The organism is Pseudonocardia thermophila, assembly GCF_900142365.1.
In the GTDB taxonomy this organism is placed as follows: domain Bacteria; phylum Actinomycetota; class Actinomycetes; order Mycobacteriales; family Pseudonocardiaceae; genus Pseudonocardia; species Pseudonocardia thermophila.
In genome coordinates, this window is sequence record NZ_FRAP01000010.1 from 183,965 (window position 1) to 208,403 (window position 24,439).

28 protein-coding genes and 1 tRNA gene are annotated in these 24,439 nt (G+C 73.7%); 14 read left to right on the forward strand and 15 right to left on the reverse strand.

The features are described 5' to 3' along the window. Positions 1–76 precede the first annotated feature (76 nt). Genes BUE41_RS30255 through BUE41_RS30785 form a run of 3 tightly spaced genes read left to right on the forward strand, consistent with a single transcriptional unit; the run spans position 77 to position 2,873 of the window. Positions 77–502: a RidA family protein gene (locus tag BUE41_RS30255; protein ID WP_073457671.1), complete on the forward strand. Its 426-nt coding sequence runs from the start codon at positions 77–79 to the stop codon at positions 500–502. After that, entirely contained in the window at positions 499–2,127 is a 1,629-nt protein-coding gene (locus BUE41_RS30780) for an amidohydrolase (RefSeq protein WP_073457672.1), read from the forward strand. The genes BUE41_RS30255 and BUE41_RS30780 overlap by 4 nt, the downstream gene beginning before the upstream one ends. Next, on the forward strand, positions 2,124–2,873 hold the full coding sequence (locus BUE41_RS30785; RefSeq protein ID WP_084755042.1) for an SDR family NAD(P)-dependent oxidoreductase: 750 nt from the start codon (positions 2,124–2,126) through the stop codon (positions 2,871–2,873). Before BUE41_RS30780 ends, BUE41_RS30785 begins: the two co-directional genes overlap by 4 nt. A 55-nt stretch (positions 2,874–2,928) precedes the next feature. Here the strand turns inward: BUE41_RS30785 and BUE41_RS14870 are convergent, their stop codons facing one another. From BUE41_RS14870 to BUE41_RS14880, 3 genes are all read right to left on the reverse strand, one after another. Then, positions 2,929–3,930 carry an amidohydrolase family protein gene (locus tag BUE41_RS14870; RefSeq protein WP_073457673.1) on the reverse strand — a complete coding sequence of 334 codons (1,002 nt, stop codon included), beginning with the start codon at positions 3,928–3,930 and terminating at the stop codon, positions 2,929–2,931. Between the two features lie 62 nt (positions 3,931–3,992). Further along, positions 3,993–4,742, reverse strand: a complete 750-nt coding sequence (locus tag BUE41_RS14875) for an SIR2 family NAD-dependent protein deacylase (protein ID WP_084755070.1) — start codon at positions 4,740–4,742, stop codon at positions 3,993–3,995. A 74-nt stretch (positions 4,743–4,816) separates the two neighbouring features. Next, positions 4,817–5,149, reverse strand: coding sequence for an antibiotic biosynthesis monooxygenase family protein (locus tag BUE41_RS14880; RefSeq protein WP_073457675.1), 333 nt, complete (start codon positions 5,147–5,149; stop codon positions 4,817–4,819). A gap of 19 nt (positions 5,150–5,168) precedes the next feature. Between BUE41_RS14880 and BUE41_RS14885 the strand changes: the two genes are divergently transcribed. Then, entirely contained in the window at positions 5,169–5,978 is an 810-nt protein-coding gene (locus BUE41_RS14885; protein WP_234997269.1) for an alpha/beta fold hydrolase, read from the forward strand. On the opposite strand, the gene BUE41_RS14890 is transcribed toward BUE41_RS14885, so the two are convergent. Further along, entirely contained in the window at positions 5,953–6,396 is a 444-nt protein-coding gene (locus tag BUE41_RS14890; protein ID WP_073457677.1) for a hypothetical protein, read from the reverse strand. The two genes, BUE41_RS14885 and BUE41_RS14890, sit on opposite strands and share 26 nt — an antisense overlap. A gap of 12 nt (positions 6,397–6,408) precedes the next feature. Beyond that, positions 6,409–7,275, reverse strand: coding sequence for an HhH-GPD family protein (locus tag BUE41_RS14895; RefSeq protein WP_407691667.1), 867 nt, complete (start codon positions 7,273–7,275; stop codon positions 6,409–6,411). A 170-nt stretch (positions 7,276–7,445) separates the two neighbouring features. Here BUE41_RS14895 and BUE41_RS14900 point away from each other — a divergent pair, with 170 nt between their 5' ends. Continuing rightward, positions 7,446–8,276, forward strand: a complete 831-nt coding sequence (locus tag BUE41_RS14900) for a hypothetical protein (protein ID WP_073457678.1) — start codon at positions 7,446–7,448, stop codon at positions 8,274–8,276. On the opposite strand, the gene radA is transcribed toward BUE41_RS14900, so the two are convergent. Next, positions 8,273–9,646, reverse strand: coding sequence for a DNA repair protein RadA (radA, locus tag BUE41_RS14905; protein ID WP_073457679.1), 1,374 nt, complete (start codon positions 9,644–9,646; stop codon positions 8,273–8,275). The two genes, BUE41_RS14900 and radA, sit on opposite strands and share 4 nt — an antisense overlap. Positions 9,647–9,700: 54 nt before the next feature. Then, positions 9,701–10,387, reverse strand: a complete 687-nt coding sequence (locus BUE41_RS14910) for a copper chaperone PCu(A)C domain-containing protein (RefSeq protein ID WP_234997270.1) — start codon at positions 10,385–10,387, stop codon at positions 9,701–9,703. A 242-nt stretch (positions 10,388–10,629) separates the two neighbouring features. Between BUE41_RS14910 and BUE41_RS14915 the strand changes: the two genes are divergently transcribed. The 3 genes from BUE41_RS14915 to ispF are packed head-to-tail and all read left to right on the forward strand — an operon-like array spanning position 10,630 to position 12,270. Further along, positions 10,630–11,121 (forward strand): CarD family transcriptional regulator, encoded by a 492-nt coding sequence (locus BUE41_RS14915; protein ID WP_073457680.1) that lies wholly within the window; start codon positions 10,630–10,632, stop codon positions 11,119–11,121. A 40-nt stretch (positions 11,122–11,161) separates the two neighbouring features. Beyond that, positions 11,162–11,809 carry an IspD/TarI family cytidylyltransferase gene (locus BUE41_RS14920; RefSeq protein ID WP_073457681.1) on the forward strand — a complete coding sequence of 216 codons (648 nt, stop codon included), beginning with the start codon at positions 11,162–11,164 and terminating at the stop codon, positions 11,807–11,809. Next, the gene (ispF, locus tag BUE41_RS14925; RefSeq protein WP_073457682.1) at positions 11,806–12,270 is read left to right on the forward strand and encodes a 2-C-methyl-D-erythritol 2,4-cyclodiphosphate synthase; all 465 of its coding nucleotides are present in this window, start codon (positions 11,806–11,808) and stop codon (positions 12,268–12,270) included. The genes BUE41_RS14920 and ispF overlap by 4 nt, the downstream gene beginning before the upstream one ends. Positions 12,271–12,273: 3 nt before the next feature. Here the strand turns inward: ispF and BUE41_RS14930 are convergent, their stop codons facing one another. Beyond that, positions 12,274–12,666, reverse strand: coding sequence for a VOC family protein (locus BUE41_RS14930; RefSeq protein WP_073457683.1), 393 nt, complete (start codon positions 12,664–12,666; stop codon positions 12,274–12,276). A 66-nt stretch (positions 12,667–12,732) separates the two neighbouring features. Between BUE41_RS14930 and cysS the strand changes: the two genes are divergently transcribed. Both cysS and rlmB read left to right on the forward strand, forming a co-directional pair. After that, entirely contained in the window at positions 12,733–14,124 is a 1,392-nt protein-coding gene (gene cysS / locus BUE41_RS14935; RefSeq protein ID WP_073457684.1) for a cysteine--tRNA ligase, read from the forward strand. An 11-nt stretch (positions 14,125–14,135) separates the two neighbouring features. After that, positions 14,136–15,104, forward strand: a complete 969-nt coding sequence (gene rlmB / locus BUE41_RS14940; protein WP_073457685.1) for a 23S rRNA (guanosine(2251)-2'-O)-methyltransferase RlmB — start codon at positions 14,136–14,138, stop codon at positions 15,102–15,104. 15 nt (positions 15,105–15,119) lie between these two features. Here rlmB and BUE41_RS14945 read toward each other — a convergent pair whose 3' ends face one another. Genes BUE41_RS14945 through BUE41_RS14955 form a run of 3 tightly spaced genes read right to left on the reverse strand, consistent with a single transcriptional unit; the run spans position 15,120 to position 17,755 of the window. Continuing rightward, positions 15,120–15,983: a metal ABC transporter permease gene (locus BUE41_RS14945; protein ID WP_073457686.1), complete on the reverse strand. Its 864-nt coding sequence runs from the start codon at positions 15,981–15,983 to the stop codon at positions 15,120–15,122. Continuing rightward, positions 15,980–16,825 (reverse strand): metal ABC transporter ATP-binding protein, encoded by an 846-nt coding sequence (locus BUE41_RS14950; protein WP_073457687.1) that lies wholly within the window; start codon positions 16,823–16,825, stop codon positions 15,980–15,982. Before BUE41_RS14950 ends, BUE41_RS14945 begins: the two co-directional genes overlap by 4 nt. 9 nt (positions 16,826–16,834) lie before the next feature. Continuing rightward, positions 16,835–17,755 carry a metal ABC transporter solute-binding protein, Zn/Mn family gene (locus BUE41_RS14955; protein ID WP_073457688.1) on the reverse strand — a complete coding sequence of 307 codons (921 nt, stop codon included), beginning with the start codon at positions 17,753–17,755 and terminating at the stop codon, positions 16,835–16,837. Between the two features lie 134 nt (positions 17,756–17,889). Between BUE41_RS14955 and BUE41_RS14960 the strand changes: the two genes are divergently transcribed. Continuing rightward, complete coding sequence (locus BUE41_RS14960) at positions 17,890–18,993, forward strand: LacI family DNA-binding transcriptional regulator (protein WP_073457689.1); 1,104 nt, start codon at positions 17,890–17,892, stop codon at positions 18,991–18,993. Here the strand turns inward: BUE41_RS14960 and BUE41_RS14965 are convergent. Further along, complete coding sequence (locus BUE41_RS14965) at positions 18,980–19,546, reverse strand: TetR/AcrR family transcriptional regulator (RefSeq protein WP_073457690.1); 567 nt, start codon at positions 19,544–19,546, stop codon at positions 18,980–18,982. The genes BUE41_RS14960 and BUE41_RS14965 overlap by 14 nt on opposite strands. Before the next feature lie 83 nt (positions 19,547–19,629). On the opposite strand from BUE41_RS14965, the gene BUE41_RS14970 reads away from it, so the two are divergent. Next, complete coding sequence (locus BUE41_RS14970) at positions 19,630–20,016, forward strand: DUF3291 domain-containing protein (protein ID WP_073457691.1); 387 nt, start codon at positions 19,630–19,632, stop codon at positions 20,014–20,016. Here BUE41_RS14970 and otsB read toward each other — a convergent pair. The 3 genes from otsB to BUE41_RS14985 are packed head-to-tail and all read right to left on the reverse strand — an operon-like array spanning position 20,007 to position 23,602. Then, positions 20,007–20,762: a trehalose-phosphatase gene (gene otsB / locus BUE41_RS14975; protein WP_073457692.1), complete on the reverse strand. Its 756-nt coding sequence runs from the start codon at positions 20,760–20,762 to the stop codon at positions 20,007–20,009. The two genes, BUE41_RS14970 and otsB, sit on opposite strands and share 10 nt — an antisense overlap. Then, complete coding sequence (locus BUE41_RS14980; RefSeq protein WP_073457693.1) at positions 20,755–22,179, reverse strand: alpha,alpha-trehalose-phosphate synthase (UDP-forming); 1,425 nt, start codon at positions 22,177–22,179, stop codon at positions 20,755–20,757. Before BUE41_RS14980 ends, otsB begins: the two co-directional genes overlap by 8 nt. Positions 22,180–22,189: 10 nt before the next feature. Next, positions 22,190–23,602: a threonine/serine exporter family protein gene (locus BUE41_RS14985; RefSeq protein ID WP_084755050.1), complete on the reverse strand. Its 1,413-nt coding sequence runs from the start codon at positions 23,600–23,602 to the stop codon at positions 22,190–22,192. 35 nt (positions 23,603–23,637) lie between these two features. On the opposite strand from BUE41_RS14985, the gene BUE41_RS14990 reads away from it, so the two are divergent. Together BUE41_RS14990 and BUE41_RS14995 are read left to right on the forward strand one after the other, a co-directional pair. Further along, positions 23,638–23,709, forward strand: a tRNA-Thr gene (locus BUE41_RS14990). A gap of 2 nt (positions 23,710–23,711) precedes the next feature. Further along, positions 23,712–24,338, forward strand: coding sequence for a hypothetical protein (locus BUE41_RS14995; RefSeq protein WP_200803906.1), 627 nt, complete (start codon positions 23,712–23,714; stop codon positions 24,336–24,338). Positions 24,339–24,439 lie beyond the last annotated feature (101 nt).

Below are 24,439 nucleotides of genomic sequence, written 5' to 3' on the forward strand. Positions count from 1 at the left end.
TGCCGGAAAGTCGTTCTTCCGCGCCCGTCCGCGGGCCGGTTACCGTCCGCCGCACAGCCACGACCGGAGGTGCAGGATGTCAGAACGCGCAGCAGTGGAGACGGCCGCGGCGCCGTTGGTGGGGTTCTCCGCGGGAACGGCGGCACCGCTGTCCCAGGCGGTGGTGCACGGCGATCTCGTGTACTGCTCCGGGACCGGGCCGCTCGACCCGAAGACGCACACGATCGTCTCCGCGGAGTTCGTGCCTCAGGTTCGTCAGACCCTCGCGAACCTGCTGGCGGTCGTCGAGGCCGCGGGCGGCACGAAGGACTCGATCCTCAAGGTCAACTGCTACCTGCGCAACATCGAGGACTTCCCCGAGTTCAACCGGGAGTACCGGGCGTTCTTCGCCGACTGCCCGACGTTCCCCGCGCGCACGACCATCCACGCCGCTCCTCCCCGGGCGGGCGTGGACGTCGAGATCGAGTGCACTGCGGCGCTGGTGCGGGACCCGCAGGCGTGAGAGCGGACCTGTTGCTGCGCGGCGGCCGGGTCCGCGTGCTCGACGAGGCGGGCACGGTCGGGCAGTCAGTGGCGATCCGGGCCGGCCGGATCGTCGCCGTCGGTGCCGACGCCGAGATCGAAGAGCTGGCCGGTCCGGGGACGCGGGTGATCGACCTGGCCGGGCGCACGGTGCTGCCCGGGTTCGTCGACACGCACTGCCACATCGAGGACATCGGCACCGTCGAGGACACGGTGTCGTTCGCGGGAGCGCGCACGATCGCCGAGGTCGTCGAGCGGGTGCGGGAGGCCGCGGCGCGGACCCCGGCCGGCGAGTGGATCCGCGGCCGGATCTTCCATCCCGTGTCGCAGCTGGTCGAGGCCCGCAGGCCCACCCGTGCCGAGCTGGACGCCGCGACCCGCGACCATCCGGTCCATCTGCCCTTCGGGCACTCCTGCGCGGTCAACTCGGCCGCGCTCGCGCGGGCCGGGATCGACCGGCACACCCCCGATCCACCCGGCGGGGTGATCGAGCGCGACCCCGACGGCGAGCCGACCGGCATCCTGGAGGAGGGTGCCGAACGGCTCGTCACCGACGTCGTGCCGCCGTGGCCCGCCGAGCAGCGCGCCCGCCAGTTCGAGCGCGCGATGCAGCGGCTGACTGAGCTGGGCATCACCGGCGTCGTCGGCGGGGCTACCGCGCCGTCCGACGTCGCGGCGTTGCGGGCGCTGCGCGACGCGGGCCGCGCCACCGTCCGCTACGGCGCCGTCGTCGCCCCGACCGGCGAGTTGAACCCGAGCGTCGATCTGGCCGAGTGGGCGGCCTGGTTCGCCGGTCACCCGGCGCCCGACGAGACCGACCCGTGGGTCCGGGAGGTCGGGATCAAGCTGCAGGCCGACGGCGGGATGACCCTCGGCACCGCCGCCCTGCGCGAGCCCTACCCCGGCACGGACCACCGCGGTGAACAGGCCGTGGACGCCGATCGGCTCGCCGCCCTCGCGGGCGTCGCGGCCCGGGCGGGCTGGCGGGTGGCGGTGCACGCCGTCGGGGACGCGGGCATCGATCTCGTCCTCGACGCGTACGACGCGGTGCACCGCAGCGCGCCGATCGACCACCGGCGGTTCGTGCTCGTGCACGCCAGCCTGATGACCCGCGACCAGGCCGCCCGCGCCCGTGCGCTCGGGCTGCACGTGGCCGTGCAGGTCGGGTTCCTGTGGGACAAGGCGGCCGTTATCCGGCGGAACCTGGGCGCGGACCGCGCGGCGCGCGCCGTCCCGATCCGGATGCTGATCGACGAGATGGGGTTGCAGAACGTGAGTGCCGGCACCGACCACCCGATCAACCCGCTCGAACCGCTGATCAACCTGCAGCTGATGACGACGCGGCGGGACGCGCACGGCACCGACGTCGGGGCGGGCGAGGCCGTGACCCGCGAGGAGGCGCTGCGGCTGCTCACGTCGTCGGCTGCCTGGTACACGTTCGACGAGCACGATCGCGGCACGCTCGAACCCGGCCGCCTGGCCGATCTCGTGGTGTTCTCCGGCGACCCCCTCACCGTGCCCGCCGACGAGCTGACCGCGCTGCGCACCGATCTCACCGTCGTCGACGGCCGGGTCGTCTTCGAGCGGGCGGGGGTGGCTGCGTGACCGGCCGCCTGGCGGGCCGCACCGCGATCGTCACCGGAGCGGCGTCGGGGATCGGCCGGGAGACCGCGCTCGTGTTCGCCCGCGAGGGCGCCGCCGTGCTCGCCGTGGACCGCGACGCCGACGGGCTCGCGGAGACCGTCGCGCAGGGCGAGGAGCTCGCGGTGTTCGCGATCGACCTCACCGAGCGCGGGGCGGCGGCCGCGGTGTTCGCGGCGTGCGCCGCCGAGCTGGGCCCGCCCGACACCGTCGCCAACATCGCGGGCGCGGCGGGCGACCGCGGCATCGAGCACAGCACCGACGAGGACCTCGATCGCTACGTCGAGCTGAACCTCGGCATCACGTTCCGCATGTGCCGGGAGGCGGTCGCCGTGCTCGGCGAGGGCGGCTCGATCGTCAACACGTCCTCGGCCGTCGCGCTCACCGGCATGCGCGGCACCGCCCCGTACAGCGCGGCGAAGGCAGCGATCTCCGGGCTGGCCCGCCAGCTCGCGGCCGACCACGGGCGGCGCGGCATCCGGGTCAACGCGGTCGCGCCCGGCCTGATCCGCACCCCGGCCACGGCGGAGCGGATCGACGCGGGTGTGTTCGACGAGACCGTGACCCGGTCCCGTCCGCTGGCGCGGGTCGGCACGCCGCGCGACGTCGCCAACGCGTTCGCGTTCCTCGCCTCCGACGACGCCGCGTTCATCACCGGCGTGACCCTCCCGGTGTGCGGCGGCTGGACCACCACCCGGTTCCGCGGGTAGCGCCCGCTCCCCGCGACGGCGGTGCACGAGGTCGTGCACCGCCGTTCCGTCGTGCTCACCGCACGGTGGCGCCGAGCAGCCGGATCGCGGTCGCCCCGAGCACGGCCGCGCGATCGGCGGGGGAGAGGCCGAGCGCGTCGACGGTGCCGACGGGATCGCGATCGGCCAGGTCGAACGGGAAGTCGGTGCCCAGCAGCACCCGATCCGCTCCGGCGTCGGCGACGAGCCTGTGCAGCGCCACCGCGTCGAACACGGCGGTGTCGAGGAAGAACCGGCGCAGGTAGCGCGACGGCGGTGCGGCCGAGGTGCGCGCGACGGGCTTGCGCTCCCAGCCCAGATCGAGCCGGGGCAGCGCGGCGGGCAGGCAGCCGCCGCCGTGCACGAGGCACAGGACGAGATCGTGCCGGTCCAGCACCCCGCCCAGCACGAGCCGGGTCGCCGCCAGCGCGGTCTCGGCGGGGTAGCCGAGCAGCTGCACGAGGTGGAAGCCGGCGAGCCGCTCGGGCGCCGACGCCCGGCTGGGGTGCAGCAGCGTGAAGCAGCGGCGGGCCGCGAGCGTCGCCCACAGCTCCTCGTTGACCGGGTCGTCGAGCTCCCGCCCACCGCCGAACGTGCCGATGGCGGCTCCGGCGAGCCGCAGCTCGTCGAGGCAGCGGGTCAGCTCGTCGGCCGCGCCGGGCAGCCCGACGGGGACCGTACCCAGCCCGAGCAGCGCCCCACCGGAGCCGGCGACGTGCGCGGCGAGCGCGTCGTTGCTGCGCCGCGTCACCTCCAGGACGAGGGCATCGTCAGGGCAGAGGGAGCCGAACACGAACGGTGGGGCCGACACGAGCTGGCGGGTCACGCCGGTGGCTGCCATCGCCGCGCGCCGTGCGCTCACCTCGTACTGCTCCGGCGGGAGCGGGATCGGCGCACCTGCGGCGAGGCCGGACAGCTGCGGTGCGAGGCGCAGCACGCCGCGCGGTAGGTCGGACAGATCGGCGAGCCCGTCGCGCTCCAACCCCTCCAGCAGGGGCAGCGGGAGCGCATGGGCGTGCACGTCGACGACGGGATCCACGGTGCAGCAGGGTCGCCCGTGCCGGCGCCGGGCGGAACGGTCCGCTTCCGGTGACCGGAAGATCAGGCCGACAGCAGCGCGTCCAGCTCCAGCAGCGTGGCCTCAGCGGGGCTCGCCAGCTCGACGCCGCGGCCGTGGCGGACCTGCGGCTCCCGCACGTTGATCCGGATCAGTGCCCCGGACGTGGCCGAGGCCAGCTCGGACTCCCGGCGCACGGTGGGCACCGCGGTGCCCGCGCCCAGCTCGACGACGACCAGCCGGGATCGATCGAGCGAGCGCAGGAACTGCCGGTGGCGCGCCAGCTGCTCGGTCGTGCGGTCGGGGAGCCAGTCGTAGTCGCCGAACATGAGGATGTTCGGCCTGGCCAGCGCGCCGCAGGTCGGGCAGGAGGGCAGCGGCCCGACGGCGCGCATCGTCGACTCGTCGATCTCGATCTCGACGCCGTCGGCGGGCCACACCGGCTGCCCGCAGTGCTTCGTGCACTGCAGGTGATGGATGGAACCGTGGCACTCGGTCACGGTGTCCTCGGCGAACCCGGCCCGCTGGAACTGGCCGTCGACGTTCGAGGTGAACACCCGCGTCGGCACCCGCTGCGCCCAGCGCAGCAGCACGCCGAACCCGGCGTGCGGGACCGTGCGGCGGTACAGGTGCAGGCGGTGCCCGTAGAAACCCCAGGCGAGCTCGGGATCGTCCGCGAAGTGGACCGGGTCGGCCAGTTCCTCGAAGCGCAGGCCCAGCCGCCGGTACGGCGGGTAGGCGCGCCAGAACCCCTCCGGGCCGCGGAAGTCGGGCAGCCCGGAGTCGACGCCCATCCCGGCGCCGGCGCAGATCAGCAGCGAGCCGGCACCGCCGATCAGCTCGGCGGCGCGGTCGAGCTCACTAGGCCTCACTCAGCGGCGGCCTCGGCCTTCTTCGCCACCGACCGCTGGACCACCTCGAACTCCAGCAGCTCGGCCGTCATGCCCGGGGCGGCGGGCCGCGAGCGCTCGCCCGCGTGCGCCTCCATCGCCGGCCCGTTCCGCCACGCCTGGAACGACTCCTCGTCCTCCCAGTGCGTCACCACGAAGTAGCGGTCGTCGCCCTTCACCGGGCGCAGCAGCTCGAAGGAGATGAACCCCGGCTGGTCGTCCACGGCGTGCAGCCGGGCGGCGAACCGCTTCTCCAGCTCCGGCCCGGCTTCCTTCGGCACGGAGATGGCATTGATCTTCACGACGGCCATGGGACCTAGGCTAACCAACGTGCAGCGCCGGACCGTGCGGACCGACGACGACGTGCAGCTGCAGATCGTCGAGTTCGGCGGGAGCGGCGCGCCGATCCTGCTGCTGCACGGGCTGATGGGGCGCGCCACCACGTGGTGGCCGGTCGCGCGGTGGCTCGTCGCGCACGGCCGGGTGCTGGCTCCGGACGCCCGCGGGCACGGGCGCTCGCAGGCCCGTGGGCCGTGGACGACCGACCGGCTCGTCGCCGACGTCGAGACCGTCCTGGAACCGCTGGGTCCGGCCACCGTGATCGGGCACTCGATGGGCGGACTGCACGCGCTGGTGCTCGCCGCGCGCCGCCCCGACCTGGTGCGGGCCCTGATCGTGGAGGACATCGCCGTCGACTTCACCGACCGCAGCGCCGCCGACGCCCGGGCCTGGTTCACCGCGCTGCCGCAGCCGTTCGCCTCCCTCGCGCATGTGCGCGAGGTGTTCGGCGTGCCGCGCCGGGAGTTCGGCGACTACATGTCCGAATGCGTGGAGGAACGCGCCGACGGCTACCACCTGCTGGCTGAGGTCGAGCACGCTGTCGCGATCGCCGCGGAGTGGGCGCAGATCACGCACTGGGCCGTGCTGCCGCAGGTCCGTTGCCCGGCACTGCTCGTGGAGGCGGAGGAGAGCGTCGCCCCGCCGGGGCACATGGCCGAGATGGCCCGGCGGATGCCGGACGCCCGGCACGTGCGGGTGCTGGGGACCGGACACCTCGTGCACGCAGCGGCCCCGGAAACCTACCGGCGGCACGTCGAAGCGTTCCTCAGCGCGGTCAGCCGGACACCTCCACCCCGATGACCTCCGCCCGGATCGGCGTGACCGGGTGCAGCTCGGCGAACGCCGCCGCCGGCTCGTGCGCGGCCAGCACGCAGTGCGGTAGCCAGCTGCCCGGCAGGTAGGCCGCGACCGGGCCCTTCACCCGCCCGGCCAGCGCGTCGTGCACGGCCTGGTGCACGGCGAGCAGCTCGGCGTCGACGACCGCGGCCAGCACCAGCTCGTCGGGCCGGCCGGCCACCGTGCCGAGCGTGGCCAGCCACAGCGACGGCAGCGCGAGCACCCGCAGCTCGTCGGTCAGCGCGGCGCGCGCGGCGGGCGGGATGGACGTGGCCGCGGCCGCGATCACGCTCGGTTCCCCCGCCGGCCCGCCCACCCGGGCGCGCAGCTCGCGGATCGCCTCCGCCGCGGCCGGGTCGAGCCGGAAGCTCACGACGTCCACGCCGGCTCCGGGTCACGCGGGCAGGGTGAACAGGCCGTCGTCGGTCTGCTCGGCCAGCCCGTCCTCCAGCAGGGCGAGCAGGCAGCGATCGCGCTGCGCGGCGTCGTCCCACACGGCGTCCAGCGCCTCCCGCGGCACCGGTGCGTCGGCGGCCCGCAGCACGTCCAGCAGCCGGCCGCGGACCTGGCGATCGGTCCCGGCGAACGTCTGCACCGGCCGGCGCGGGCCCTGGTACTCGGGCTTGCCGTTCGCCAGCCACGCGCACTCGGCCTGGATCGGGCACACCCCGCAGCGCGGCGACCGCGCCGTGCACACCAGCGCGCCCAGCTCCATGAGGCCCGCCGACACCACGGCCGCCGTGGCGTCGTCCTGCGGCAGCAGCGCGTCGACGTCGGCCAGGTCGGCCTTCACCCTGGCCGGTCCGGCGTCCCCGGCCCCGTGAACGGCCCGCGCCACGACGCGGCGCACGTTGGTGTCGACGACCGGGCAGCGGCGGCCGTAGGCGAACGCGGCGACCGCCCGCGCGGTGTAGGTGCCGACGCCGGGCAGCGCCTCCAGCTCCGCCACGTCGCTGGGCACGACGTCACCGTGCCGGGTCGCGATCGCGGCGGCCGCCTCGTGCAGGCGCAGCGCGCGGCGCGGATAGCCGAGCTTGCCCCAGGCGCGCAGCACGTCGGCCCGGGACGTCGCGGCCAGCGCCGACGGTCGGGGCCATTCGGCGATCCACTGCTCCCAGACGGGCGCGACCCGCGCCACCGGGGTCTGCTGCAGCATGAACTCGCTGACCAACACGCCCCAGGGTGTGGTCCCCGGGCGGCGCCACGGCAGGTCGCGGGCGTTCGCGACGAACCAGTCGTGGACGAGCGCGGCCGAGATCACGGCGTAGATGGTGCACGACGGGCGTGCCCCGCCCGGCCACGGGTCCGCCCCGTTCGGCCGGTAGCCCTGCCGCACCATGCGTCGCCGCGGGATCTCGAACAGAGCAGCCGCGACGCGCCGACGACCCAAATGTCGCAACGTCGAGTGGTCGATCAGATACCTTGAGTCACATGTGGGAACCGGTCGGGCCGTTGCCCGCCTCGGTCTACTGGCGCAGGAGGTTGACCGCCGTGGCCGCCGCCGCACTGCTGTTCGGCGCCGGCGTCTGGGGTGTGTCCGGCCTGCTGTCCCCGAATGACGTCCGCAGCCCCGAATCCCACGGCACCACCACCCTCTCCCCGTCCAACGTCGCCCACTCGGCCCCCGACCCGACCACGGATCCGACCTCTGGTCCGACCAGCACCACCCCGTCGCTCACCTTCACGGACTCTTCCGCTCCCCAGCGGGATCCGTCGTCCCCGGCAACCCCCGCGCCGGGGACGACGGACCCGGTCCCGACATCGGACGACCAGCCCCCGCCGACGTCGGAACAGCTTCGCCCGGACGTCACCACCAGCCGGGACGTCCCGGTGCCCACGCCGGTGCCCGTGCCCGAGACCGGGCCGGTGCCCTGCACCAACGACATGCTCGATGTGTCCGCCGAGGTCGACCGGCCGTCGTACCAGGTCGGTGAGCGCCCGGTGTTCCGGTTGGTGATCGTGAACGCCACCGACCAGCCCTGCGTGCGCGATCTCGACCCGATCCGCCAGGAGATCGTCGTGTGGAGCGGCGACGGCGCGACCCGGCTCTGGTCGAGCAACGACTGCTTTCCGGCGTCCGGGGTCGACCTGCGCACTCTCGTGCCCGCCCAGCCCGTCGTGTCCGCGGTGACCTGGGCCGGCAGGACTTCGGCCCCCGGCTGCGCCGGCCCGCGCACCGAGGTGGGCCCCGGCGCTTACCGGGTGATGACCCGGCTCGACGACGACATCAGCGCGCCGGTGCCGTTCCTGCTCAACCCCTAACGCGGTTTCAGCGCCCGCAGCACGGCGCCGACGTTGTCCACTTCGGTCAGCCGCATCCCCGGCGGGGCGGTGGCGCCACCCGGGGGCACCAGCGCGTCGGTGAACCCGAGCCGGGCCGCCTCGGCGAGCCGCCGGTCCAGGCCCGCGACCCGGCGCACCTCGCCCGCCAGGCCGATCTCGCCGAGCACGACCAGATCACGGGGCAGGGCCACATCGGCGCGCGACGACGCCACGGCCAGCGCGATCGCCAGGTCCGCCGCGGGTTCGACGATCCGCATCCCGCCCACGGTGGCCGCGTACACCTCGGCGTCGTAGAGCCTGATGCCGCCGCGCTTCTCCAGCACGGCGAGCAGCATCGCGACGCGCGCGCTGTCGAGGCCGCTGACGGCCCGCCGGGGGCTCGGGATGTCCCGGCCGGTCACCAGCGCCTGCACCTCGGCCGGCAGCGGCCGGCGCCCGTCGAGGACGACGGTGACGGCCGTGCCGGCGACCGGTGGGCCGTCGAAGCGGGCCAGGAACAGCCCGGACGGGTCGGGCATGCCGACGATGCCGGAATCGCGCAGCTCGAAGCAGCCCACCTCGTCGGCCGGGCCGAAGCGGTTCTTCACCCCGCGCACCATCCGCAGGGTGGAGTGCTTGTCGCCCTCGAACGCGAGCACGACGTCCACCAGGTGCTCCAGCACCCGCGGACCGGCGATGTTGCCGTCCTTCGTGACGTGCCCGACGAGGACCACGGGCAGCCCGCGTTCCTTCGCCACTGCGGTCAGCCCCACGGTGACCGCGCGGGTCTGGGTCACCCCGCCGGGCGCACCGTCGACCGCAGCGGTGGACATCGTCTGCACCGAGTCGACGATCACCAGATCGGGGCGGAGATCGTCGAGGTGGGCGATGACCGCGCCGAGATCGGACTCGGCGGCGAGGTAGAGCTCGTCGCGGACCGCGCCGGTGCGCTCGGCGCGCAGCCGCACCTGACCGGCCGACTCCTCGCCGGTCACGTAGAGGACGCGGCCCGGGTGGCGGGCCGCGACCTCCAGCAGCAGCGTGGACTTGCCGACGCCGGGCTCCCCGGCCAGGAGCACGACCGAGCCGGGGACGAGGCCGCCGCCGAGCACGCGGTCGAGCTCGGACACGCCGGTCGGGCGGGCCCGCGCCGAGTCGAGGGCGACGTCGCCGATGCGCCGGGCGGGCGCGGACGGGGCACCGGCGGCGACCCGGGCGCGCGCGGCCGGGGTGGCGGTGGGTGCGTCGATCTCCTCGAGCGTGCCCCACTCCTGGCAGGAGGGGCAGCGCCCCACCCACTGCGTGACCCGGTGTCCGCACGCCGTGCACCGGTAGCCCGCGCTGCGGGCGGTGCGCGCGCGAGGGGTCATGCGGAGATCATGCCCGACTCGGGGTTCGAGGCGGTGCTGAACGCTGTGCTCGGCTCAGTGCTCGACCGTGCGCGGAGCCTGCGAGCTGGCGACCGGCACCAGCACCCGCACCGGGCCCGCGTTGCGGAAGGTGAACACGACCTCGTAGGTCAGCCCGGGCTTGATGTCCTCGCGCAACCCGCTCAGCACGATCTTGGCGGTGCCGGCTGCGTCGGGCGCGTCGGTCGGCAGCACCTCGGCGCTCGGGCTCGCCGCCACCGGGGCCGAGGTCGGCGCGGCCGGAGTGGCGCTCGCCTCGGGGGCAGCGGAGGTGCCGGCCTCGGGGGCGCTGGTCGGCGCCGCGGCGGGCGTGGCGCTCGTAGCCGACGGGATCGGCTCACCCTCGACGACCAGCGCGCGGCCGGCGGGCACGGCCCGCGGCCCGGTGATCTCGACGGAGGCGGCGATCGGGCTGGTGACCGAGAGGAGCTCGTCGTTCGTGCTGCCGGAGTTCGCGATCACCAGCGCCAGTGGGGCGCTGCCGCCGCGGGGGTACGCGACGGCGGAGGCGGCGTTCTCGGGCAGCAGGAAGAACGCGTTGCGCACGCCGATCGGGCCGGCGTCCGCGTTGGCCCCGTCGATTGCCGCGACCTGGTCGGAGGTCTGCGTGATCTGGCCCGCGCCGCATCCGGCGAGCACGACGGCACCGATGAGTGCGCCGGCGACGGCGGCGATCGAGCGGGTACGCGGTGTGCGCCTCACAGGGTGTGCGTCCTTCCAACCGGGTCACGCCGCACGGCGGCGTGCAGCTCCTGGGTCGCGCGCGGTACTCGACCGCGCGCACGGATCAGCGTAGACGGGGCGATCCGGACCTCCGGACGCGCCTCCCGAGGCACGTTTCGCTGCGCTTGTCAACCCCCTGACCTGCGACGATCGGCTGGCCCGGGCTGCGGGGCGGTTGTCGGCCGTGTTAATCTGGTGGCACCGAAAGGGGCTAAGGACACATGGTTTTCAAGGTCGGAGAGACCGTTGTCTACCCGCACCACGGTGCCGCGCTCATCGAGGCCATCGAAACCCGGACGATCAAGGGCGAGGAGCGCAAGTACCTCGTCCTCAAGGTCGCCCAGGGTGATCTCACGGTGCGTGTACCCGCTGAGAACGCCGAGGTCGTCGGCGTTCGCGACGTAGTGGGCCAGGAGGGGCTGGACAAGGTCTTCGAGGTGTTGCGCGCGCCGCACACCGAGGAACCCACGAACTGGTCTCGCCGGTACAAGGCGAACCTGGAGAAGCTCGCCTCCGGCGACGTCAACAAGGTGGCCGAGGTCGTCCGCGACCTGTGGCGCCGGGAGAAGGACCGCGGGCTGTCCGCCGGCGAGAAGCGCATGCTGGCCAAGGCCCGGCAGATCCTCGTGAGCGAGCTGGCGCTCGCCGAAGGCACCGACGAGGAGCGTGCCGAGGTTCTGCTCGACGAGGTCCTCGCCACCGCCAACGCCTGAATAACGGATCCGCCGACCGACCGTCCGCCCGTAGTCCCCGATGGACGTCGTCGCAGCGGTCGTGTGCAACGAGTCCGATGTCGACCCGTTGACACCGGTCGGTGGGATCCCCCTACTCGTCCGCGCCGTGGAGACACTCCTCGGCGCGGACGAGTTGTCTGCGGTGCACGTGCTGACGGCAGCGGACCACGATCCGGCGCGCGTCCTCGACGCCTGTGCCGACCTGCCGGTCGTGATCCGATCACACCCGCTACAACGTCCCAGCCGTGCGCGAGGTGACGGTGTGCTCGCCGAGCGTTGGGAGCGGGGTGCGGCGGATGTCGTCGTCGTGCACGAGCTGACCTGGGCGCTGGTGACCCGCGACGTGCTGCCCCGGGTGCTCGCCGGTGTGGCGGCGGGGCAGGATGCCGTCGTGCCCGTGGTGCCGCTGACCGACACGGTCAAGGACGTGACCCCGTCCGGCCTGGTCGTGGGCACCCCGGACCGGGCGAGCCTGCGCGTGGTGCAGAGCCCGCAGGCCTTCCGCGCCGCGGTGCTCGACCCGGCGGATCCGCTGCCGTCCTTCGGTGTGCTCGCGGCGGCGGGAGTCATCGTGCACAGCGTGCCCGGCGACCCGGCGGCGCTGCCGCTGCGCACCGCCGACGACGTCGCGCTCGCAGGAGCCGTGATCCGGGGAGGACCGCCGTGAGGGTCGGGATCGGCACCGACGTGCACCCGATCGAGCCCGGGCGACCCTGCTGGGTGGCGGGCCTGCTGTGGGAGGACGTCGACGGCTGCGCCGGTCACTCCGACGGGGACGTCGCCGCGCACGCGCTCTGCGACGCCCTGTTGTCCGCCGCCGGCCTGGGGGACGTCGGCGCCGTCTTCGGCACCGACCGGCCCGAGTGGGCGGCGGCGAGCGGGGTGACGCTGCTGACCGAGGTCCGCAGGCTGATCACCGGGGCGGGTTGGCGGGTCGGCAACGCCGCCGTGCAGGTCATCGGTAACCAGCCGCGGATCGGCAAGCGCCGGGCCGAGGCCGAGAAGACCCTGTCCGACGCCGTCGGCGGCCCGGTGTCGGTCTCCGGCACGACCACCGACGGGCTCGGCCTCACCGGCCGCGGGGAGGGCATCGCCGCGGTGGCCACGGCGCTGCTGCTGGCGCGCTGACCGTCAGTCGCGCGGCTCGATCAGCATCCACTGGTGCCCGAACGGGTCGCCGATGCGTCCGCCTCGGTCGCGGTAGCCGTCCCCGTAGTCGTGATCGGCCACGGGGTAGATGACGTGCGCGCCCGCCGCGAGCGCCTGCGCGCAGACCGCGTCGGCGTCGTCCACGACCAGCGACATGATCACCGGGATCCCGCCGCCGGTGGGGGCCGGGTCGCCGTCGCCGGCGTCCTTGAGCGTGAAGCGGGCGCCACCGGCGACGAGCTGGGCGTGCACCACCCGGTCGCCGTGCGCCACCCGGTCGCTCACGACCGCGCCGAACGCGGCGGTGTAGAAGGCGATGGCCTTGTCGGCGCCCTCGACGACGAGCTTGGGCTGCAGGCTCTGGATGTGGCTCATGCACCGAGCGTGGCGTGGGCGGCACCACTTGTCTTGGACGTAAGGGAAGTCGCCTACCCTTGACAGGTGACCCTCAGACTGTTCGACACCGCGACCAGGAAGCAGCGGGACTTCGTTCCGCTGCGGGCCGGAGCTGCGTCGATCTACGTCTGTGGGGCGACCGTGCAGGGTCACCCGCACATCGGGCACGTCCGCTCGGGGCTGAACTTCGACGTGCTGCGCCGCTGGCTCGCCCACGGCGGGCTCGACGTCACCCTGGTGCGGAACGTGACCGACATCGACGACAAGATCCTCGCCAAGGCGGCCGAGGCGGGCAGGCCGTGGTGGGAGTGGGCCGCCACGCACGAGCGGGCGTTCCAGGCCGCTTACCGCGCGCTGGGCTGCTTGCCCCCGTCGATCGAACCCCGCGCCACCGGGCACGTGCCGCAGATGATCGATCTGATGCAGCGGCTCATCGACCGCGGCCACGCCTACGCCGCCGAGGGCAACGTCTACTTCTCCGTGGCGTCCGATCCCGAGTACGGCGCGCTGTCCGGGCAGAAGCCCGACCAGGTGGAGCAGGGCGAGCCGGACGGCGCCGGGAAGCGCGATCCGCGCGACTTCGCCCTGTGGAAGGCGGCGAAGCCGGGCGAGCCGACGTGGAACACCCCGTGGGGCCCCGGGCGGCCGGGTTGGCACCTGGAGTGCTCGGCCATGGCCACCTACTACCTCGGCTCCGAGTTCGACATCCACGGCGGCGGAATCGACCTGGTCTTCCCGCACCACGAGAACGAGCGGGCCCAGTCGCACTGCGCCGACGACAGGTTCGCCCGGTACTGGCTGCACAACAGCTGGGTGACGATGTCCGGCGAGAAGATGTCGAAGTCGCTGGGCAACACGATGTCGGTCGAGGCCGTGCTGCGCCGGGTGCGCGGGGCGGAGCTGCGCTACTACCTGGTCGGCCCCCACTACCGGTCGACGATCGAGTACTCCGAGGGCGCACTGCAGGAAGCCGTCTCGGCCTACCGGCGGATCGAGGCGTTCGTGCACCGGGTGCGCGAACGGCTCGGCACCCCCGAGGTCGGCGCGGTGACGCCGGAGTTCGCCGCCGCGCTCGACGACGACCTCGGCACGCCGGGCGCGCTCGCCGCCGTGCACACCGCGGTGCGCGAGGGCAACGCGGCGCTGGACGGGGCCGACAAGGAGACTGCGCTGCAGGCCGCCGGCGCGGTGCGGGCGATGACCGGGGTGCTCGGGCTCGACCCGCTCGACCCGCAGTGGATGGCGGCCGACCGGGGAGCCGATGCCGTCAGCGCCGCGCTCACCGCGCTGGTCGAGGACCTGCTCGAACAGCGGGCGGCAGCCCGGTCGCGGCGTGACTTCGCCACGGCCGACGAGCTGCGCAACCGCCTCGCCGCGGCCGGTGTGGTCGTCGAGGACGGCCCCGACGGGCCCACCTGGTCGCTCAAGGACGTCTGAGAGAGAAGCTGATGCCAGGCAACTCCAAGCGTCGCGGTGCGACGCGCAAGGAGGGCACGAAGAAGGGCATGGTCGTCGGGTCCGGCGGCCAGCGCCGCAGGGCACTGCGTGGAAAGGGCCCGACCCCGCCCGCGGAGATGCGCCCGGGCCACCCGGCCCAGAAGCGGGCGGCCGCCCGAGCGAAGGCCGAGGCCGCCAAGGTCGCCGGGCGCCGCCGCGCCGAGGGCGAGACCACCGAGACCGTGCTGGGCCGCAACCCGGTCGTGGAGTGCCTGCGGGCCAAGGTGCCCGCCACCGCGCTGCACGTCGCGATCGGGGCCACCGTCGACGACCGGGTCACCGAGGCCGTCGCGCTGGCGGCCGAGCGCGGCATCTCGATCCTCGAGGTGCCCCGCACCGATCTCGACCGGATCGCCGGCGGTGCGCTGCACCAGGGCGTCGCGCTGCACGTGCCGCCGTACAGCTACGCGCACCCCGACGAACTGCTCGAACAGGCCGCTGAGGCGCCCGAGCCCGGTCTGATCGTCGCGCTCGACGGGGTGACCGATCCGCGCAACCTCGGCGCGGTCGTGCGTTCCGTCGGCGCCTTCGGCGGGCACGGGGTGCTGGTGCCGCAGCGGCGCGCCGCGGGCATGACCGCGGTCGCCTGGCGCACGTCGGCGGGGGTGGCGGCGCGGCTGCCGGTCGCGCGGGCCACGAACCTCACCCGCACGCTGCGCGAATACGCTTCGGCCGGGTTCATGATCGCCGGCCTGGACAGCGACGGCGACGTCTCCCTCGACGAGTTCGAGCTCGCCACCAGTCCGCTCGTGCTCGTCGTCGGGTCGGAGGGCAAGGGCCTGTCCCGGCTGGTCCGCCAGACCTGCGACGTCACCGTGTCGATCCCGATGGCCGGCCCCGTCGAGTCGCTGAACGCGTCGGTCGCGGCGGGCGTGGTGCTGGCCGAGGTGGCGCGGCAGCGGCGGCTCAACGGTCGCTGAACGGGCGCTGAGCCGTCAGGCCGGGACGAGCGCCCGATCACGGCTGCGCACCCGACCGATGAGCCGACAGGCGAGGTAGCACAGGAACGACAGCGCGGCGACGTACCCGGACACCGGCAGCCCCGGCGCCAGTGACAGGAACACCCCGCCGAGCAGCGAGAACTCGGCGATCGCCACGGCGAGCAAGGACGCGCGCACCGGGCTGGCGGTCACGCGCGCTGCGGCCGCCCCGGGCACGATCATCACCGACAGCACGAGGATCGCGCCGACGATCGGCACGGCCAGCGCGGTGGTGAGGCCGATCAGCATCGCGAACACCACCGACAACGCGCGCACCGGCACGCCCCGCGCGACGGCGACGTCGGGATCGGTGCTGGCGAACAGCATCGGCCGGTAGACCGCGGCGAGTGTCCCGATGACGACGGCGGCGACGACGGCGAGCGTGGTCAGGTCGGTGGAGTCGACCGAGACGATCGAGCCGGTGAGCAGGCCGAACTTGTTCGAGCTGCGGCCTCTGTAGAGGCTGAGCATCAGCACGCCGAGGCCCAGCCCGAACGCGAGCACGACCCCGATCACCGAGTCGCGCTCGCGCTGGCGCAACCCGAGCAGGCCGAACACGAGCCCGGCGAGCAGCGCCCCGCCGACCGCGCCGAGGCCCACGCTCACCCCGGCCAGAAGCGCCGCCGCGCCACCGGTGAACGCCAGCTCCGCGGTGCCGTGCACGGCGAACGACATCCCGCGCGCCACGATCAGCGGTGCCAGCAGCCCGGCGGCCAGGCCGAGCACGGCACAGGCCAGGAACGCGCTCTGCACGAAGTCCAGGGCGAGCAGGCGGCCCAGCCCCTCGAAGGTGAACAGGCGGCCGAGCAGCTCGCTCACGGCACGTCCTCCGGTTCGGGATGGCAGTGCGCCTCCGCACCCACCACCACGATCCGGTCGCGCACGCGCAGCACGTCGACCTCGGTGCGGTAGAGCTCGGAGAGCACCTCGGACGTCATGACCTCCTCCGGCGGGCCGACGCGGAACCGCCCGCCGACGAGGTAGAGCACGCGGTCCACCAGCGGCAGCACCGGGTTGATCTCGTGGGTGACGAACAGGACGGCCGTGCCGGCGCTGCGGCGGCGGGCGTCGATGAGATCGGTGACGGTGCGCTGGTGGGCCAGGTCGAGCGAGAGCAGCGGCTCGTCGCACAGCAGCACCGCCGGGTCCCCGACGAGCGCTTGCGCCACCCGCAGCCGCTGCTGCTCCCCGCCGGAGAGCCGGCCGATCGGGGCGTCGGCGTACGCGGTGCCGCCGACCGCGGCCAGCGCGGCGTCGACCCGCGCCCGCCGCTCGGCCCGCCCGCGCAGGCCGAGGCCGAACCGGTGCCCGTCCAGGCCGAGCCCGACGAGGTCGCGGCCGCGCAGCGGCAGGTCCCGGTCGATCTGCTTCTGCTGCGGGATGTAGCCGATCGTGGGGTTCCCGTGGCGCGGCGGCTCGCCGGCGATGCGCACCTCGCCCGCGGAGAGCGGCTGCAAGCCGAGCAGCACCCGGACGAGCGTGGTCTTCCCGGACCCGTTCGGACCGAGGACGGCGACGAACTCCCCGGGCTCGACCTCCAGATCGAGCTCGTCCCACAGCACCCGGTGGCCGAACCGCACCTGCGCGCCGCGCAGCGCGATCGCGGGCGCCCCCGCCGGTCGGTCGGGTGCCCGGGAGTTCGTGCGCGACGCGATCGTCATCGGTGGGTCCTAGCGGTCGAGTGCGGCGCCCAGAGCGTCGATCTGGCCGCCCATCCAGCTGATGTAGTCAGTCTGCCCCTCCGGCAGCGTCTCGCTGACGCCGACGACGGGTACCCCAGCAGTCTGCGCCGCCCGCTCGACCTGGTCGGTGGTGGGGGTCGTGGTCTGGGTGTTGACGATCAGCACGCGGACCGGCGTGCCGCTGAACAGGTCGAGCGTCTCCTGCAGCACGGCGACCGGCGGATCGGTGTCCTCCTCGATCGCCTCGGCGAACTCCGCGGGGGTGGCGTCGACCAGCCCGGCGGCCTCCACCAGGTACCCGGGGACGGGTTCGGTGACGGCGACCCGCTGCCCGGCCGCCCGGGCCTTGATCGCGTCGAGGCGCTGCTGCAGGCCGGCCACCTGTTCGGTGAACCGGGCGGCGTTCGCGCGGTAGGCGTCGGCACCCGCGGGGTCGATCGCGGCGAGGTCGGCGGCGAGCCGTTCGGCCAGCTTGGCGACGGTCGGCAGCGAGTACCAGACGTGCTCGTTGAACTCCTCGTCCCCGCCGGCCTTGAGCCCGGACAGCTCGACGACGTCGATGACGGTGCGGTCCCCGCTGGTCTCGACGAGCTTGGTGGCGAAGTCGTCGTAGCCGCCGCCGTTGAGCACGACGACGCGGGCCTCGGCGACGTCGGCCGCGTCGGCCGGGGTGGCCTCGAACGAGTGCGGATCGGCGGCCGCGTCGTTCATGAGCGAGGTGACGCGGACCCGGTCACCGCCGACGGCCTCCGCGATCGCGCCGTAGACGTTCGTGGTGGTGACGACCGGGACCGTCGCGGCGGACTCCGCCGGCGCGCTCTGCGTGCCTGATCCGCAGGCGGAGAGCAGCAGGGCGGCGGTCGCGCCGACGGCGGCGAGGACGGCCGCCGGGCGGGATCTGGTCGGCATCGGTCACTCCTGTGCGTCGATCGGGTGATGCGAACTCACTCTACAGTGATAATCGTTTTCGATAGCGTGGGTGATGGGCCGATAGTGATCTGCGCAACTTTCCCCGACGCCTACTGAACCGTTACGGTCAGGATGTGTCCGGGCCGTCACCAACGCGTCGACCAGCCACCTTGGCGTCGCTCGCCGCTGAACTCGGCGTCTCCAGGACGACCGTGTCGAACGCCTACAACCGCCCTGATCAGCTCTCCGCGCCGCTGCGTGCGCGCGTGCTCGAAGCAGCGAGGCGCCTCGGCTACCCGGGTCCCGACCCGGTGGCCCGCTCGCTGCGCACCCGCAAGGCCGGCGCGGTCGGGCTGCTGCTCACCGAGGCGCTCTCCTACGCCTTCCGGGACCCGGCCGCGACCGGGTTCCTCGAGGGTCTCGCGCTGGCGTGCGAACAGGCGGGGCAGGGACTGCTGCTGGTCCCGGTGAGCCCGGACCACGTCGACGTCACCGCGGTGCACCAGGCGGGCGTCGACGGGTTCGTCGTCTACTCGGTCCGCGAAGACGATCCGCACTTCCTCGCGGTGCTGGAGCGGCCGGTGCCGACCGTGGTCTGCGACCAGCCGATGAACGTCGAGGGCGTCGACCGCGTCGGCGTGGACGACCGGGCCGGCATGCTGGCGCTCGCGCGGCACCTGACCGGGTTGGGCCACCGCCGGGTCGGCGTGCTCTGCATGCGGCTGGCCGCCGGTCACAACGACGGCCCCGCCGACGCCGAGCGGCTCGCCTCGATCACCTACCCGGTGCAGCGCGAGCGGCTCGCCGGGCTGCGCGACGGGCTCGCCGAGGTCGGTGTCGACTGGGAGACCGTGCCGATCATCGAGCGCTTCGAGCACAGCCCGGAAGCCGGCCAGGACGCCGCCGCCGAGCTGCTCGGCGCGCACCCGGACATCACCGCCGTCGTCTGCACGTCGGACGTGCTCGCGCTCGGCGCGCTGAAGCACGCCGCCGACCGCGGGCTCAAGGTCCCCGACGACATCACGATCACCGGCTTCGACGGCACGCCCGAGGGGGAGCGGGTCGGGCTCACGACCGTGGAGCAGCCGCTGCGCGAGAAGGGGCGCGTGGCCGGGGAGATGCTGCTGGAGCGCGGCGACCGCAACAAGCCGCGCCACGTGCTGCTGCCGACCGAGCTGGCCGTGCGCACCTCGAGCGGCCCGCCGCGGCGGGAGGAGCGCTTCTTCAGCGGTTGGTGACGGGTGCCGGTCCGAGCCGTCCCGCCACGGCGCGGGCCAGCGTCTCGACGTCGGGCTCCGGTGCGATCGAGCCCTCGACGATCAGCGCGGCCAGGCCGTGGACCAGCGCCCAGCCGGCGACGGCGGTGAGCGGGTCCTCGGCCGCCCGCGGGTCGGGGTGGCGGGCCGCGCCAGAGCGCAGGTGATCGGCGGCGCGCTTCTGCGCTGCCACCAGCTCGGGATCGTCCGACCGCACGAGTCCCGGCGCGCGCATCACGGCGAAGTGGGCCGGGTGGCTCGTCGCGAACACCACGTAGGTCACCCCGAGCTCGCTGAACCGCGGATCGCGCTGGGCCGTGGCGGCCAGCGCGTCCGCGAGCATGGTCCATCCCTCGGCGGCCAGTGCGGTGAGCAGGCCGGTCTTGTCCCCGAAGTGGTGCGTGGGCGCGGCGTGGGAGACGCCTGCCCGGCGGGCGACGTCACGCAGGCTGAGCGCGACCGGTCCGTGTTCCTCGATCGCGGTCAGCGCCGTGTCCAGCAGCGCCCGGCGCAGATCGCCGTGGTGGTAGGGCACTCGACGACGATACCGCGCAACTTTACGTTGACAAGATAGGGTCGAGCAGGAAATCTTGGCGCTGACAAGATTGGAGGTGGGACATGCCGACCCTGCCGTGGACCGCCGGTCCTGCCACATCGTCCGCTGCCGCCGAATCGATCGTCATGGCGTCGCGGTTCCACGTGCGCCGCTACCGCGACGTGCTGCCGTTCTTCATCGACGCCATGCGCGTCTTCCGGGCGGCGCGCCGCAGCCCGGGGATCATCGGCGTCACGCTGAAGGCGCGCCCGCTGCGCAAGGAGTTCTGGACGCTCTCCCAGTGGGCGGACCGCGAGTCGCTCGACCGCATGGTGCGCAGCGAGCCCCATCTGAGCGTCATGACCCGCGGTCGCGCGGTCATGGCCGACTCGGTCTTCCGGTTCTGGCCTGCACCGGCCGACACGCCACCGACGTGGGCGCAGGCCGTGGACCGGATCGATCAGGGATGACCTCCGCTGCGGGCCGCCAGCAGGTCCCGCAGCAGACCGGCGACGGCGGGCGGATCGGGTACCCGGAACCGGGCCGCGGTCTCGCCGTCGCCGACCTTCACGCCCACGTCCTGGCTCCGCAGTCGGGCGAACGCGGTCTCGTCGGTCACGTCGTCGCCGACGAACAGGACGGCGTCGGCGTGCACCTGGGCGCGCAGCCGGTCGATCGCCGAACCCTTCGACACCGACACAACAGCCAGGTCGAGCACCGCCTTGCCCGGGGTCACGGTCACCCCGTCCGCAGCGGCGGGCCCGCGGCGCACCGCGTCGAGGACGCGCTCGGCCACATCCGGGTCGGCTCCGCGCACGTGCACGGCCACGCCGGTCGGCTTGTGCTCCAGCCGCACGCCGGGCTCACCGCCCACCAGGTCGGTGACCTCGGTGACGAGCCGCTCCAGCCGGGCGCGGGCAGCGGCGTCCACGACGTGGGCGCCGTCGTCGAACTCGGCCCCGTGACTGCCGACGAGCCGGATCGGTGCCCCGAACCCGGAGACCGCGGCGAGATCGGCCAGCCCGCGGCCCGACACGAGCGCCACCGTCGTGTCCGGCAGGGTCGCCAGCATCCCCAGTGCGGAGGCGGACTCGGGCAGCGGCCGCGCGGCCGAGGGCACGTCGACGATCGGGGCGAGCACCCCGTCGAAGTCCATGGCGACGAGCAGGCGCCGCACCGCGGCCAGCCGGGTCAGCGCCTCCTTCAGCTCAGTCATCGGTCTCCGGGGACGTTGCGGGCGGCAGGCCCAGCGCGTCGAGGAAGGACCGGGCCCAGCGGTCGACGTCGTGGGTGAGGACCTGCCGGCGCAGGTTGCGCATCCGCTTCTGCGCCTCGGCGGGCGGCATCTCCAGCGCGGTGTGCAGGGCGAGCTTCACGCCGTCGGTGTCGTGCGGGTTGACCAGCAGCGCGTCCTGCAGCTCGATCGCGGCGCCGGCGAACTCGGACAGCACCAGCACGCCCGTCTCGCCGGTGCGGCAGGCGACGTACTCCTTGGCGACCAGGTTCATGCCGTCGCGCAGCGGCGTCACCAGCATGACGTCGGCGGCGACGAAGAACGCGGCCAGCTCGTTGCGGGGCAGCGACTGGTGCAGGTAGTGCAGCACGGGGTGCCCGACCCGCGAGTACGTGCCGTTGATGCGCCCCACCGCCTGCTCGATGTCCTGGCGCATCTTCTGGTAGTGCTCGACCCGCTCCCGGCTGGGCGTGGCGAGCTGGATCATGACCGTGTCGCCGGCCTTGTCCTCGGCGAGCAGCTCCTCGAACGCGCGCAGCCGCACGTCGATGCCCTTGGTGTAGTCGAGCCGGTCGACGCCGAGGATGACCCGGCGCGGATTGCCGAGGTCCGCGCGGATCTGCTTGGCCTGCTCCTGCACCTCGGGGGTCCGGGCGAGCGCGTCGAGCGCCTTGGAGTCGATGGAGATGGGGAAGGCGCCGAGCCGGACCGTGCGGCCGTGGTAGTACAGCTCGTCCTCGCCGCGGCCCTCCTTCGCGGAGGCGAGGTTCTGGGCGAGCCAGTGGAAGTTGCGAGCGCCGCCCGGGGTGTGGAAGCCGACGAGGTCGGCGCCGAGCAGCCCTTCCACGATCCGCGAGCGCCACGGCAGCTGCATGAACAGCTCAGTGGGTGGGAACGGGATGTGCAGGAAGAAGCCGATGCGCAGGTCCGGCCGCAGCGCGCGCAGTGCTGCCGGCATGAGCTGCAGCTGGTAGTCCTGCACCCACACCGTCGCGCCCTCGGCCGCGATCTCGGCGGTGGCCTCGGCGAACCGCTGGTTCACCCGGACGTAGGCCTGCCACCAGTGCCGATGGAACGCCGGCGGCTGCACGACGTCGTGGTAGAGGGGCCAGAGCGTGCCGTTGGAGAAGCCTTCGTAGTACTCCTCGACGTCCTTCGCCGAGAGATCGACCGGGTAGAGGGTGAGACCGTCTTCGACGAAGGGTTTCGCCTTCGCGTCCGCGACGCCCGGCCAGCCGACCCACGCCCCCTCCCGGCTGCGCAGCATCGGCTCGAGCGCGGTGACCAGGCCGCCGGGGCTGCGCTTCCAGCGCTCCGTCCCGTCGGGGAGGCGCTCGAGATCGACGGGCAAGCGGTTGGCGACGACGACGAACTCGGCTTCGGTCTCGGCATCGGTCACTGCTGTGACATTACTGCGGTGCAGCCTCTTGTGCGGTGCGCGTGAGCCGCCGCAGCGGGGATGTGAGGAACTCCCCGAAGCTCACCCCGGCGGCGAGTGCGAGCCCGATGGCCAGCGCCAGCGTGACCGTCACCAGCCCGTCGGCCACTCCTTCGACGGCGAGCTGGTAGAAGCCGCGGTAGGCGGTGAACCCGGGCAGCAGCGGCGTGATGCCGGCGAGCACGACGACCAGGGGCGGCACCGTCTGGCTGCGGCGCAGCAGCCCGGCCGCGCCTCCGACGACGATCGCCGCGACCCCGGTCGCTGCCACCGGCCCGACGTCGGCGAACTGCGTCAGTGCGCCGTACGTGCCGTAGCCGGCGGCCCCGGCGCCCGCGGCGAAGAGCAGTGGTCGCCACTGCGAGTAGCCGGCCAGGGCGAACGACGCGGCGGCGACGGCGGCCGCGCCGATGGCCCGCCCGTACAGATCGCCGCCGCTGGGCAGCTCCCCCGCGACCTCGAGCACCAGCCCGAACGTCAGCCCGATCTTCAGCGCCAGCACCACGCCGGTCAACAGCCCGGCCGACAGCAGCGCGATCTCCGCGGCTCGCCCTGCCGCCGTCACGTAGTAGCCGTCGATCGCGTCCTGCACCGTGCCGACCACCGACAGCCCGGACAGCAGCACCGTGATCCCGGCCGCGACGACCAGCGACGGTCGCGTCCCCGGCGGGAAGAACCCGGTCGCGAACAGCGCGATCGCCGCGCTCGTCGCCAGCAGCCCGCCGACGACCTGCTGGAAGAACGCGGGCAGCCCCCACCGGTTGAGGATCCGCCCGGTCCGGTCGACCGCCGCCGTCACGACGAACGCGGCGGCCGCCGTGATCGGCGCAGCACCCAGCATCAGCGCGATCGCCCCGGCCAACCCGGCCCACCCGGCCGTCGCGACCCAGCGGGGATACGGGTGCAGCGCGGTGACCGCGGCATCGAGCTCGGCCGCCGCCCCGCGCACGTCCAGCTCGCCCCGGTCCACCCGCGCCATGATCTGCCGGACCGCGGCCAGCCGCGTCAGGTCCAAGGACCGCCGCCGCACCAGCCGCATCGACGTCACCGGCGGCGCCGCCATCCCGCGGTGGCAGCACATCGTGATCGACGTGAACGTGATGTCGACGTCCACCGTCGGCAACCCGCACGCGTTCGCGAGCCCGATCATGGCCCGCGTCGTCTCCTCGGCGTCCTCGCCGCTGGACAGCAGCACCTCGCCCGCGCGCATGCACAGATCCAGCACCTGCTGCACCCGCGCGTCGTCGGGCACCTGGGGACCGACCGGAGTCAGCAGGGGCAGTGTCGGCGGGCTCGCCGCCAGCAGCTCCCGGGCCTCCCGCCCGAGCTTCGAGCGGACCCGGCGCGTCAGCCGAGCCCGCGGCCGCTCGGTCCCCTCTGCCATGAAGTCAGGGTAGGTGCGAACTACTATGGCCTTGTGCCGGTGTAGCTCAGTGGTAGAGCAACCGCCTTGTAAGCGGTAGGTCGTCGGTTCGATCCCGACCCCCGGCTCTGTGCTTGACCAGCGGGAGCACTCCGCTGGGCTTGCGACAAGCGCGCATCGTGACGCGTCGCGTGACACGAGCGCGCGCTACGCTTCGGCGATGGACAGGCCGCGAGGTTTCGGCGCGCGGCGTCCGAAGGGCACCATCGACGTGCTGCCCAACGGCGCGTTCCGGGTGCGCGTGTACGCCGGCATCGATCCGGTGACGAAGCGTCGGCACAACCTCGGCGAGGTCGTCCCGGCGAGCCCGAGCGCCAGGCGTGAGGCCGAGCTGATCCGCGCCCGGCTCGTCGCCGAGGTGGCGGAGCGGCGGCATCCGCGGACGAGCGCCACGATCGACCAGCTGCTGGAGCGATACCTTGGGCAGTTCTATGGTTCGCCGAACACGTTGACGCTGTACCGCGGGTACGTGCGCAACCACATCTCCCCGCTGCTCGGCTCGGTGCGGGTGGGTGCGCTGGATGCGGAGATGCTGGACTCGTTCTACGCCGAGCTGCGTCGTTGTCGGCGGCACTGCTCGAAGCGGCGGGGCCTGATCGATCACCGCACCAGTGGGGCGCACGCGTGTGATGAGCGGTGTTGTCCGCACGAGTGCCGGCCGTTAGGTGAATCGCCCTGGGTGGTGGAGAGGCTCTGATCTAGCAAGGAGACTGGAGCCGTGCCTGCACCTCGGAAGTTCGATGAGGAGACCCGCGCCCGCGCGGTGCGCCTGTACGCTGACCGGCTGCGTGATCACGG

Bases quoted from the DNA above. Each gene is read 5' to 3' on its own strand.
- BUE41_RS14900 (WP_073457678.1), top strand. From the start codon at position 7,446: ATGTGGGAACCGGTCGGGCCGTTGCCCGCCTCGGTCTACTGGCGCAGG.
- otsB (WP_073457692.1), bottom strand. From the start codon at position 20,762: ATGACTGAGCTGAAGGAGGCGCTGACCCGGCTGGCCGCGGTGCGGCGC.
- BUE41_RS14875 (WP_084755070.1), bottom strand. From the start codon at position 4,742: ATGGGCGTCGACTCCGGGCTGCCCGACTTCCGCGGCCCGGAGGGGTTC.
- radA (WP_073457679.1), bottom strand. From the start codon at position 9,646: ATGACCCCTCGCGCGCGCACCGCCCGCAGCGCGGGCTACCGGTGCACG.
- BUE41_RS14970 (WP_073457691.1), top strand. From the start codon at position 19,630: ATGCCGACCCTGCCGTGGACCGCCGGTCCTGCCACATCGTCCGCTGCC.
- BUE41_RS14985 (WP_084755050.1), bottom strand. From the start codon at position 23,602: ATGGCAGAGGGGACCGAGCGGCCGCGGGCTCGGCTGACGCGCCGGGTC.
- rlmB (WP_073457685.1), top strand. From the start codon at position 14,136: ATGCCAGGCAACTCCAAGCGTCGCGGTGCGACGCGCAAGGAGGGCACG.
- BUE41_RS14930 (WP_073457683.1), bottom strand. From the start codon at position 12,666: ATGAGCCACATCCAGAGCCTGCAGCCCAAGCTCGTCGTCGAGGGCGCC.
- BUE41_RS30255 (WP_073457671.1), top strand. From the start codon at position 77: ATGTCAGAACGCGCAGCAGTGGAGACGGCCGCGGCGCCGTTGGTGGGG.
- BUE41_RS14915 (WP_073457680.1), top strand. From the start codon at position 10,630: ATGGTTTTCAAGGTCGGAGAGACCGTTGTCTACCCGCACCACGGTGCC.
- BUE41_RS14920 (WP_073457681.1), top strand. From the start codon at position 11,162: ATGGACGTCGTCGCAGCGGTCGTGTGCAACGAGTCCGATGTCGACCCG.
- BUE41_RS14950 (WP_073457687.1), bottom strand. From the start codon at position 16,825: ATGACGATCGCGTCGCGCACGAACTCCCGGGCACCCGACCGACCGGCG.
- BUE41_RS14880 (WP_073457675.1), bottom strand. From the start codon at position 5,149: ATGGCCGTCGTGAAGATCAATGCCATCTCCGTGCCGAAGGAAGCCGGG.
- BUE41_RS14955 (WP_073457688.1), bottom strand. From the start codon at position 17,755: ATGCCGACCAGATCCCGCCCGGCGGCCGTCCTCGCCGCCGTCGGCGCG.